This is a genomic window from Actinomadura barringtoniae (assembly GCF_017573505.1).
Lineage (GTDB): Bacteria > Actinomycetota > Actinomycetes > Streptosporangiales > Streptosporangiaceae > Spirillospora > Spirillospora barringtoniae.
On sequence record NZ_JAGEOJ010000001.1, the window covers coordinates 568688 to 578954 of the forward strand.

The 10267-nt window shown below is 69.1% G+C and carries 11 protein-coding genes, 1 tRNA gene and 1 riboswitch; of the genes, 5 read left to right on the forward strand and 7 right to left on the reverse strand.

All coding sequences use genetic code 11. From position 1 onward, the window contains the following. Positions 1–3: 3 nt before the first annotated feature. From J4573_RS02555 to J4573_RS02565, 3 genes are read right to left on the reverse strand one after another with little or no spacing between them, the layout of a single operon-like run. On the reverse strand, positions 4–960 hold the full coding sequence (locus tag J4573_RS02555) for a fumarylacetoacetate hydrolase family protein (RefSeq protein ID WP_208253537.1): 957 nt from the start codon (positions 958–960) through the stop codon (positions 4–6). A gap of 3 nt (positions 961–963) precedes the next feature. Further along, the gene (locus tag J4573_RS02560; RefSeq protein ID WP_208253538.1) at positions 964–1359 is read right to left on the reverse strand and encodes a hypothetical protein; all 396 of its coding nucleotides are present in this window, start codon (positions 1357–1359) and stop codon (positions 964–966) included. Next, positions 1356–1739 (reverse strand): hypothetical protein, encoded by a 384-nt coding sequence (locus tag J4573_RS02565; RefSeq protein ID WP_208253539.1) that lies wholly within the window; start codon positions 1737–1739, stop codon positions 1356–1358. The genes J4573_RS02560 and J4573_RS02565 overlap by 4 nt, the downstream gene beginning before the upstream one ends. Positions 1740–1985: 246 nt before the next feature. Here J4573_RS02565 and J4573_RS02570 point away from each other — a divergent pair, with 246 nt between their 5' ends. After that, a complete protein-coding gene (locus J4573_RS02570) occupies positions 1986–2396 on the forward strand; it encodes a DUF3592 domain-containing protein (protein ID WP_208253540.1) in 411 nt (136 codons plus the stop codon). Here J4573_RS02570 and J4573_RS02575 read toward each other — a convergent pair. Beyond that, complete coding sequence (locus tag J4573_RS02575) at positions 2368–2994, reverse strand: TMEM175 family protein (protein WP_208253541.1); 627 nt, start codon at positions 2992–2994, stop codon at positions 2368–2370. The two genes, J4573_RS02570 and J4573_RS02575, sit on opposite strands and share 29 nt — an antisense overlap. A 176-nt stretch (positions 2995–3170) precedes the next feature. Between J4573_RS02575 and J4573_RS02580 the strand changes: the two genes are divergently transcribed. Further along, positions 3171–3244 (forward strand) — tRNA-Ile (locus tag J4573_RS02580). 5 nt (positions 3245–3249) lie between these two features. Here J4573_RS02580 and J4573_RS02585 read toward each other — a convergent pair. Continuing rightward, on the reverse strand, positions 3250–3486 hold the full coding sequence (locus tag J4573_RS02585) for a hypothetical protein (protein WP_208253542.1): 237 nt from the start codon (positions 3484–3486) through the stop codon (positions 3250–3252). Between the two features lie 295 nt (positions 3487–3781). On the opposite strand from J4573_RS02585, the gene J4573_RS02590 reads away from it, so the two are divergent. Next, entirely contained in the window at positions 3782–4945 is a 1164-nt protein-coding gene (locus tag J4573_RS02590; RefSeq protein WP_208253543.1) for an FKBP-type peptidyl-prolyl cis-trans isomerase, read from the forward strand. Positions 4946–5355: 410 nt separating this feature from the next. Here the strand turns inward: J4573_RS02590 and J4573_RS55915 are convergent, their stop codons facing one another. After that, the gene (locus tag J4573_RS55915; protein ID WP_208253544.1) at positions 5356–5499 is read right to left on the reverse strand and encodes a hypothetical protein; all 144 of its coding nucleotides are present in this window, start codon (positions 5497–5499) and stop codon (positions 5356–5358) included. Positions 5500–5956: 457 nt separating this feature from the next. On the opposite strand from J4573_RS55915, the gene J4573_RS02600 reads away from it, so the two are divergent. Next, positions 5957–8047: a transglycosylase domain-containing protein gene (locus J4573_RS02600; RefSeq protein ID WP_208253545.1), complete on the forward strand. Its 2091-nt coding sequence runs from the start codon at positions 5957–5959 to the stop codon at positions 8045–8047. Positions 8048–8131: 84 nt separating this feature from the next. Here the strand turns inward: J4573_RS02600 and J4573_RS02605 are convergent, their stop codons facing one another. Further along, positions 8132–8512: a DUF8711 family protein gene (locus J4573_RS02605; protein WP_208253546.1), complete on the reverse strand. Its 381-nt coding sequence runs from the start codon at positions 8510–8512 to the stop codon at positions 8132–8134. Positions 8513–8705: 193 nt separating this feature from the next. Beyond that, positions 8706–8822, forward strand: a riboswitch (SAM riboswitch). Between the two features lie 47 nt (positions 8823–8869). On the opposite strand from J4573_RS02605, the gene J4573_RS02610 reads away from it, so the two are divergent. Next, positions 8870–10204 carry an aminotransferase class V-fold PLP-dependent enzyme gene (locus tag J4573_RS02610; RefSeq protein WP_208253547.1) on the forward strand — a complete coding sequence of 445 codons (1335 nt, stop codon included), beginning with the start codon at positions 8870–8872 and terminating at the stop codon, positions 10202–10204. The last annotated feature ends 63 nt before the right edge of the window (positions 10205–10267 follow it).

Genomic DNA, 10267 nt, shown 5'->3' on the forward strand with positions numbered 1-10267 from the left:
GAGTCACGTCGCCGCTACCCGATTGCGCAGCGTGCCGAGCCGCCCCAGCGACAGCTCGACCAGATCGCCCGGCTGCAGGAACGTCTTGAGCTCCAGCCCGGACCCCCACGTACAGCAGCCGGTGCCGATCAGCTCGCCCTGGACGAGCGTCTCCCCGCGCGAGGCCTCCACGAGCATCTGCTCGACCGAGTACCGCATGTCCGAGGTGGTGCAGGTCGCGCGCCGCCGCCCGTTCACCCGGACCTCTCCGTTCAGCGCCCGCGGGTCGGGGACCTCGTCCCGCGTCGCCAGCCACGGACCGATCACGTTCCCGGTGTCGAAGTCCTTGCCCTTGGCCGGTCCCATCCGCGACAGCAGCTCGCCGGTCAGAACGTCGCGCGCCGACACGTCGTTCAGCAGCGTGTAGCCGAACACGTGATCCAGGGCCGTCGCCGCGTCCAGGTCCCGGCCCGGCCGCCCGATGACGACGGCGAGCTCCAGCTCGTAGTCGAGCTGCTCGGTGTACGAGGGCCGTACGATCTCGGCGTCCGGCCCGATCACGGACGCGTGGTTGCCCTTGTAATAAAGAGGCCGCCGATACCAGGCCCGTGGCGGCCTCGCGATCCCCAGCCTGTCCGCCAGATCGGCGGCGACCCGCCCCGCCCGCAGCTCGATCGCGGCACGGACGGCGTTCCGGATGTGCCCCTCGTACACGCTGAAGTTGCGCACCTTCACCGGCCGGAACGGCGGCAGAAGCCGCAGCCCCTCAAGTGGCACCACCAGCTCTTCGGGCGCCCGGGTGAGCAGCTCGGAGGCCGCGTCCAGGGCCGCCTGCCCAGCCCGGATGAATTCCGCCGCCGGATCCCCCGGCGCCCCGACCCCCAATTCCTCGATCATGGAGGTCAGATCGACGACACGATCACCATCAAGGCGCGCGCCCAGCCGCACCCCGTCTTCCGTCTCGTACCGGCACAGGAACATGGCTCACCCCGCCTCATCGCGAACGCGAGCCAGCGCCCGGACCTGGTGGATCGCCCCCAGGCCCAGCACCAGATCACCCACGACGGTGGCCACGTTGCGCTTCCCGCTCCGGTCTCCGCTCGCCACGGCCGCCGCACGCGTGGCCGCCAGCAGCAACGCGCTGGCCCCGGCGGACACCAGGAATGCCTCCTCCGGCCGCCCGCGCAACGCCCTGATCATGCCGATTCCGAGCCCGGCGTTGAACGCCCCGATCTCACGCTGATACCAGCGATCCTCGCGCCACCCGAAGTACCCGGCCATTCCCCCCGGAGCCACCAGGTGCCCGAAGAACGCGACGCCCGCCATGGCCAGCGTCCCGCCCGCCAACACCCGCTGTTCCGCAGTGATCTTCTCCTTCATTCATCCACCCCCGGCTCCGGCAGAAGGCTCACCGCAACCGCCCCAGCCCCCAGCGCCACGTCGCCCGCCATGACAAGGAAGCTCAACGCCCCACGCCGCTCACCCCGAAGCGTGGCGACGGCCCGCACCCCCGCCATGAGCAGGGCGCTCATGCCGGTTGAACGCAGGAACGTGATGTCGCGCTCGCCCTTGTACAAGCGCAACGACCCGTACAAGAACCCGGCGTTGACCGTCCCGATCTCGCGCCGATACCAGGGGTCGGCGACCAGCCCCAACCGCTCCTCGAGCGAGCGGCCGACCAGAAAGTGAGCCGCCAGCGCACCCCCGGAGAACACCGCCCCCACCAGAGCACCGGCCTTCTCCTGACCACGTGTGATCATGAAGCCTCCATCCGATTGACTGATTATCAGTCAATCCCAGAACCGTAGACATGCATTGGACGATCCGTCAAGAACAACGCCGCGCCCGCCGCCCTGCGCAGAGCTCACAAACCTGGGCTGGCGGGGCGAGCGGGCAGGTGACCGTGATCGGTCAGCGGTGCAACCGGGTCGGGCCGGCGGGCCGTCCGAGAGATATGAGACGGGGGTACAAGCTGGAGGCGGCGGGGGGTTCTTGCCGGCGCAGCCGTGGCGGGGACGTGGGCGGGGGTCGACCTCGCCGACGAGGTCGAACTGGAGCGGAACGGTGTGGTCGCTCCGGCCAAGGTCGTCAGTGTCGGGTGGGAGCGGAAGGACCTGCGGGTCAGGGTCGAGTTCAGCACTCGGGATGGGAAGGCCGCGCGCTCGGTGCTCGACACGAACGAGATGGGCGGCGACGATCACGTTCCGCATGCGGGAGATGTGATCGACATCCGGTACGACCCCGGTGACCCGGGTGGGAGCGTCACCAAGGCAACGCGCGGCTTGTCGTCATGCCTCAGGACATTCTCGACTGGCCCGATGAAGAAGCGGACGAGACGGGACGCCGGCGTTAGGGGCTGCTGCTACGGCGCGCCATTCGTTGAGGAGGTCATCGGAGGGTGCGGAGGCGGGAGGTGAGCTTTCCGCCGTAGGCGGCGGCCAGCGGGGCGAAGAACCAGAGGACGAAGACCTGCGTGAAGATCCAGGCCAGGGCCGCGCTGAGGAGGAACCAGAGGCAGACGGTCCAGGAGGCGTCGGCGTGGCGGCGGGTGATCGCCGGGTCGTCGGTGACCAGGCCGGCGCTGACCGCTATCTGCTTGAGGATCGCCTCGCAGAACGACATGGCCGCCATGGTGCCGGCGAAGAGGGTCTGCGCCATCGGGTTGTGGATCGAGGCGCCGATGACCGCGGTCGGGAAGGGCAGGAACGCGATCGTCAGCAGGAACGGCGCATGCCACGACGCGAACGCCTGTGAGAGGTGATCGACGCGGTCCATCAGCTGGTGATGGCGGCGCCAGGCGGACCAGACGAGGATGAACGCCAGCGCGAACGCCAGGTAGGAGCCCTGCTGGTCGACCAGGAAGTCCCACAGGGTGCGCCCGGACTCCAGGTCTTTCTCGGTTGGGCGTTCCAGCTCGACGGCGAGGAGGGTCATGGCGATCGCGACGACCGCGTCGGTGAAGAACGCCAGTCTCTCGGGCGAAAGCCCGGGTTCCGGCGCTACGTCCTTGCTCAAACCAGCTCCCCGGGTCTCGGATCTTCAGGTGATCTTAGGGAGTCCCGGCGGTTTGAAACTGACATTGCGTCAGGTTTTACGGTCGGAGCACGCTGGGAAAGGTGTGGCGGCTGCGGCGACGTGCTCGGAAATTGGGCTGGCGGGATACGGAGACCGCGGGTCAAGCTGATCCGGACGGGACCGTAGCTCAGCCGGTGAGAGCGCCTGTCTTATATGCAGGCGGTCGTGGGTTCAAGTCCCACCGGTCCCACTGGGTCAGTCGGCCTCGAAAGCTTTCGCCACGGTCTCCCGGACTCGGCGGCGAAGCTTCTTGTGCAGGAGCGGGTCCATGCCTTCGGCTTGGAAGACGGCATCTGTGAACGAGTCGATATCTGCCGGCGGGGATGCGCAAAGCCTTGCCTGGTCTTCGGGTGGTAGGCAGAAGCCGAGGTCTATGCACAGGTCACGCAGCAAGTAGGCGACGTCGTCATAGGACAACTTGGAGAGCGTCATGAGGCCCAGGGTGGGTCAGTCTTGGCGGTTGGGCGAATCCTTTTTCGCTAGCGGAACTGCTCTAACCAGGGGGCTTTCGGGGGCTCTTGAGGGTGGGTGTGGCCAGCGGGGGCGGTGCGGAGAGTGACGGGGCGTTCAGAGGCGGGGGGTAGGGTGGCGGCGGCCGGTGGGGCTTGGGGACTGCCGGTAGATTGCAGGATGGCCACCTTTGCGTGTTTCTCACGCTGCCCTTAGGTCGGGGCTGGAAGGGTGGTCACTTTCGTGGTGTCGTCGAACCCGGAGCGAGTGAGGAAACATGGCCGAGGATGACAAGCCCCGGGGCGAGCCGGCGGTCAAGGCCAAGCTGCCGAACGCCAAGAACATCCGGAGTCCGGAGTTCACCCCGCATGGGATCAGCGGCGGCGGGAGCAGCCAGCGGCGGGCGCCGCGGCCTTCCGGGCTGACCGCGGCCAAGGCCAAGAAGCGCCGCCGGGCCTCGATCGCGGGCACCGTGGCGGTCGTTCTGGTGATCGTGGGCGGGACGGCGTACCTCACCACCAGGCCCGGCAAGATCTTTGGGCCGACGCCGCAGATCAAGGTGTCGGGCAAGTTCGGCGAGGCGCCGAAGGTAACAATTCCCAAGAACCGTGCGCCCAGCAAGACGTTCAGCGTCGACGAGGCGATCAAGGGGACCGGGCCGAAGCTGGCGAACGGCGACACCGCCCTGGTGAAGTTCGCGTTCTACCAGTGGGCCCCGAAGACCGGCGGGAACGGGAAGTCCAGCACGAACAAGGAGCTCAACTCCTCGTTCAAGGCGACCGACGCGACCAAGAAGGTCCTGCCGATGACGGTCGGCAAGACCGAACTCAAGGGCCTGGACAAGGGGCTCGTGGGGCACTCCGCGGGTAGCCGCCTCGTTCTGACGCTGCCGCCGGCCGATGGCTTCGGCGAGCAGGGCCAGCAGATGGGCCTGGGCAACAACGACTCGGTCGTTTTCGTGGTCGACGTGCTCTCCGCCTACCCGAAGGGCGCCGCGGCGAACGGGACCGACACCAAGTTCAGCGACAAGAACCTGCCCAAGGTCGACGCGCCGACCGGCGGCAACGCGCCGAAGATCACCATTCCCAAGGGCGTGGACGCGCCGGACAAGCTGCAGATCAAGACGCTGGCGCAGGGGAACGGCGCCGCGCTGGCCAAGGGCGACCAGGCCGTCGTCCAGTACGTGGGCGCGATCTGGCGGGACGGCAAGGTCTTCGACGAGAGCTGGAAGAAGGGCGCCCCGGCGGTGTTCCCGGTCGGGACCGGCGGCACGGTGCCCGGCTTCGACAAGGGCCTGACCGGCGCCAAGATCGGCAGCCGCGTGATGCTGGTGCTGCCGCCCAAGGAGGGGTACGGCAAGACCGGCAACCCCGAGGCGGGCATCAAGGGCACCGACACGCTGGTGTTCGTGGTCGACATCCTGGGGACCGTCCCCAAGTAGGCGAGAACTCGCCTTGACGGCGGGGCACCCTGTGGGGTGCCCCGCCGTTTTGGTTGTAGGTGGTGGTTTACCCGATACGGCCGTGAGATGGGCCACGACAACCGCACGTGTGTGCCGATCGTCCTATTCATGGGACGGCTTGGGAGTGTGCAGTGATCGGCCGAAAGCACGGAGCCCCTCGGGTATCGTCGGTAACGAAAGAATCACGGGGGGCTTGTGAGTAGCAGTGGAAAGGACCCGGACGGCGGCAAGCCCACCGGGTCGGACGACGTTGAAACGAGCGATTCCGGCACTCGGGACAAGGCCGGTGCCACGGCGACGTTCGCCCAGGACGCAGAACCTGGCGAAAAGGCCGCGGCCACCCACGACACAAACGCCACGGCGGACGACGGCGAAATGACGTCCGCGACTCAGGACGAAAAGGCGGCATCCGCGCAGGACGCGCGTTCGGCGAGCTCCCAGTCCGCGAACGCGACGACCCCGGAAGCCGCGAACGGGACGGCCGCGCAGGACGCGAACGGGACGGCCACCGACGCCGCAAGCGCGACGGGCACGGAGAACGCGAACGCGGCGCCTGCTCAGGACGCGAACGGGACGACCCCGGAGGGCGCGAGCGCGACGACTGCTCAGAGCGCGAGTACGGCGGACGTTGAAGGCGCCGACGGAACGCCTGCCCAGGACGCGAACGCGGCGGCCGCGCAGGCAGCGAGCTCGGCTACCGCCCAGGGCACCGGCGACGCGGATGTGACTGCTGTTAGTGCGCAGGGGGCTGCGGGCGCGGGCGCTGCGGGTGCGCAGGGCGCGAGCGCTGCGGACGCGGGTGCGCAGGGCGCGAGCGCTGCGGACGCGGGTGCGCAGGGCGCGAGCGCTGCGGCTGCGGGGGCTGCCACGCCGGCTAGCGCGGGTGGGCCTCCTGGGGGGAGGCCTCCGGGCGGTCGGGGACCTGGCGGGCCTGGTGGGAAGAAGCCCAAGAAGAAGCGGAGCCGGGCGGCGCGGTATACGCGGCGGTTCGTGTTCACGATTCTGGGGCTGCTCGGCTTCGGGATCGCGGCGTTCGCCATCGCCTACCTGTTCACGCCCGTGCCGTCGCCGCAGAAGTCGGCGGTGGCGCAGGGGCCCAGCTTCTACTTCGCCGACGGCAAGACGTTGATCGGCAAGACGGGCACGAACCGTACCGCCGTGCCGTTGGACCAGGTTCCGCAGGGCGTGCGGGACGCGGTGATCGCGGCCGAGAACCGGAGCTTCTACCAGGACCCCGGGGTCTCGGTGAGCGGCACCGCGCGGGCGCTGTGGTCCACGGCCAGCGGCGAGCAGCTGCAGGGCGGCTCGACGATCACGCAGCAGATGGTGCGCAACTACTACGGCGGCATCGGTACCGAACGTTCCGCGGCGCGCAAGCTCAAGGAGATCATGGTCTCCCTGAAGGTGGGCCGGGAGAAGGACAAGGACTGGATCCTCGAGCAGTACCTCAACACGATCTACTTCGGCCGTGACGCGTACGGCATCCAGGCCGCCGCCAAGGCCTACTACGGCACCGACGTCAGCAAGCTGACGCCCGCGCAGGGCGCCTACCTGGCCGCCGCGATCCAGCAGCCCACCCCGTTCGGCGACCCGACCGGCGACCGCCGGCCCGCCGCCGAGCAGCGCTGGCACGCCGTGCTGAACAACATGGTCCGCGACGGCGCGGTGAAGCAGGCCGACGTCGCGACGATGACGTTCCCGATGCCGAAGAAGCAGTCGATCACCGAGGTGTACAAGGGCCAGAAGGGCTACATGATCAATGTGGCCAAGAAGGAGCTCATCGAGCGGCGCGGCTACACCGAGGACGAGATCAACCGCGGCGGGCTGAAGATCACCACGACATTCGACAATGATCTGATGAACGCCGCCAAGAAGGCGGTCACCGACAACACCCCCGACGGGATGAGCAAGAAGATCCGCACCGGGCTGGTGTCGATCGACCCGAAGACCGGCCAGGTGCTGGCGTTCTACGGCGGGCGCAACTACCTGACCGAGGCGGCCAGCAGCACGTTCTACGACACCGCCCAGGTCGGCTCGGGCTTCAAGCCGATCGCGCTGGCGGCCGCCCTCGACAGCGGCGACGTCACGCTGAACAGCACGTTCGACGGCAGCTCCCCGCAGTACTTCCCCGGCGGCTACCACCCGACCAACGACAGCAACGAGCAGTTCGGCATGATCAACCTGGTCACCGCCACCGAACACTCGGTCAACACCGCCTACGTCAACCTCGCCAAGGAGATCGGCCTCGGCAAGATCACCGACATGGCGGAGAAGATGGGCTATACCAAGCAGCAGCTCACCGCCAACGACGCCAACAAGGGCCTGTCGTTCGTGCTGGGCACCGTCTCCGCGCACCCGGTGCAGCAGGCGGGCGCGTACGCCACGTTCGCCGACGACGGGACCTACCACACGCCCTACACGGTGAAGGCGGTCACCAACGGGGACGGCGACACCAAGAAGTTCACCGAGGACGGGCACCAGGCGTTCAGCCCGCAGACCGCGCACGACGCCACGTACGCGATGAGCAAGGTCGTCGAGGGCGGCACCGGTACCGGCGCCCAGCTGTCGGACGGCCGGGACGTCGCGGGCAAGACCGGCACCACCGACAAGGGCGCGTCGATCTGGTTCAACGGCTTCATCCCACAGATGTCGACCTCGGTGGCGATGTTCCGCAGCGACAACCCCAACAAGGCGCTGAACATCCCCGGTTACGCGTCGTACGGCGGCCAGCTGCCCACGCAGATCTGGAACGCCTACATGACCAAGGCGATCGAGATCAAGGGTTACGAGGCCAAGTCGTTCGCCGAGCCGTCGACCTACGCCAGCGGCGGTTACGGTGGCGCGCCCACGCAGCGCGACACGCAGCAGCCCTCGACGCGGCCGACCGGCCCCTCCCACAACCCGACCACGCCGGGCCCCGGCGACACCAACGGCCCGCGCCCGCCGGACGGCGGCTCGCCCAGCGGCAAGCCGACCACCCCGCCGAGCGGCGGTGACGGCGGTGGCGACGGCGGTCCCACCAAGCCAGGTGGCGGCGGCGGAGACGGCGGCAATACGAAACCGCCCGACCCACGCGGCTGACGAACGTCCCGGACGTTCCAATGAAAAGGAGGCCCGGCTACGGCCGGGCCTCCTTTTCATGTCTTCGTTACGCTTGCCGAAACTTCAGGAACAGGCTTTCCCGATACGCTGCGGCGTTTCGGTCATCACCGAGTTCAGCTGCGATACGTCGCCGTTTCCGACTCCTGCGGCGGCCGCGCTGAGCCGACCCGACTCGTCATTGAGCGTCTTCTTCAGATCCGAGTCGTTCGCCTTTTTCCCGAGCGTTCCAAGCTGCCCGGCAAGCTGTTCCGTCGCCTGCCGCCACTGCGCGGGCGCCGCCGCCGACGTGCCCCTCACCTGGGTGATGTACCGCTGGAACGCGGCCTTGGTGTCCGCGCACACCTGGCCGGAGTTTCCCCCGCCGAGCACGCCGCACGCCCCGCTCGCGCCCAGCCCGAACAGCAGCGCCCCGCCTGCAGCCACCCGCGCCGCCCCGATTCGCATCGCATCTCCCCTTTGATCACGCAGTGGCCCATCTTGCCGCATCAGGGGGCGATCTCCGCATGGACCGCGGCACGATCTCCGCATTGGGCCGTGCACGGCCTCCGCAACGGCCTCCGCAACGGTCTCCGCGGGGAGCCGCGGCACGCTGACCGATTTGACGGGAACGGCGTGGCCCGGCTATACCTCTTTTCAAGGTCATGAGTGCCAGCGTCAAGCCCCGGCTTGCTGGCCGGCAACCCTTCGTCCGCGATGGGGTGCCCCGGGTGAGGACCGGGCCGGACGCAACACCGCGTCACGGCAAGCGCGGATCCCGCTGATACCTCACGGGGTCCCAGGACCCCGGAAGAGGTCGTACGCATGCCTGCCACGCTCACCCACCCCCGCACCACCGCCACAGCAGTCCCCGTCGCGCGGGTCACCACGGCTCCCCCCGTCACCTCCGCCGCAGTTGAGCCGCAGGTGGTCGGAGCGGGGGCTCTCGTGCCTCTGGACGATGGTGGGAGCGTCTCGTACGCGAACTTCGACTATGCGGCGAGCGCGCCGTGTCTGGAGGCGGTGCAGGAGGCCATCACTCGCGCACTGCCGTACTACAGCAGCGTCCACCGCGGCGCCGGGTACGCCTCGCAGGTCACCACCGAGGCGTACGAGAAGGCGCGCGAGACCGTGCGGACCTTCCTCGGCGCCTGGGAACGGGACGCGGTCGTCTTCACCCGCAACACCACCGACGCGATGAACCTGCTCGCGCACGCCGTTCCGGCCGGCACCACCGTGGTGGTCTTCGAGACCGAGCACCACGCGACGCTCCTGCCGTGGAAGCGCGCCGTACGGCTGCCCGCCCCGGCGAGCCCCCTCGAGGCCGTCTCGGCCGCCGACCGCGCGCTCGCCGAGGCCCCCGCGGGCCCGCGCCTGCTCGTGGTGACCGCGGCCTCCAACGTCACCGGAGAGCTCTGGCCGATCGCCGAGCTCGCCCAGGTCGCCCGCCGCCACGGCGCCCGCATCGCCGTCGACGCCGCCCAGCTCGTTCCGCACCGCCCGCTCGACATGAGGGCGCTCGGCCTGGACTACGTGGCCTTCTCCGGCCACAAGCTGTACGCCCCGTTCGGCGCGGGCGTGCTGGCGGGCCGCGCCGACTGGCTGCGCGCGGCCGAGCCGTACCTCAAGGGCGGCGGCGCCAGCGCCTCGGTCGTCGACCACGGCGACACCGCGCACTGGGCCAAGAGCCCCGAGACGCGCCACGAGGCCGGTACGCCGAACGTGCTCGGCGTGATCGCCATCGCCGCCGCCTGCGAGGCGCTCGCCGGCACCGGCTGGGACTCGCTCGTACGGGAGGAGGAGCGGCTTCTGGCCCGCCTTCGCCAAGGAATCGCCGCCATTCCCGGTGTGCGCGAGCTCACTCTGTGGGGAGAAGGTAACGCCAGGGTAGGAATCGTGTCCTTGGTGGTCGATGGGTGGAGCGCCCGCGACGTGGCGCTTAGGCTGTCCGGTGAGTACGGCATCGGTGTCCGGGACGGGAAGTTCTGCGCGCACCCCTTCGTACGGCACCTGCTGGGCGCACCCGAGACGGCCCAGCGGAACGCCGGCGGCGGGTGCGGCGGCGGCCAGGACTCCGCGGTGCGGGCGAGCTTCGGCATCGGTACGACCGACGAGCACGTCGACCGCCTGCTGGAGGCCCTGGCCTGCATCGCCGGCTAGCACGGCCCTCCCGTCGATAGGACGCTTTGGTCCTGTTCGCCCATGTAGCGTAAGCAGGTCCGT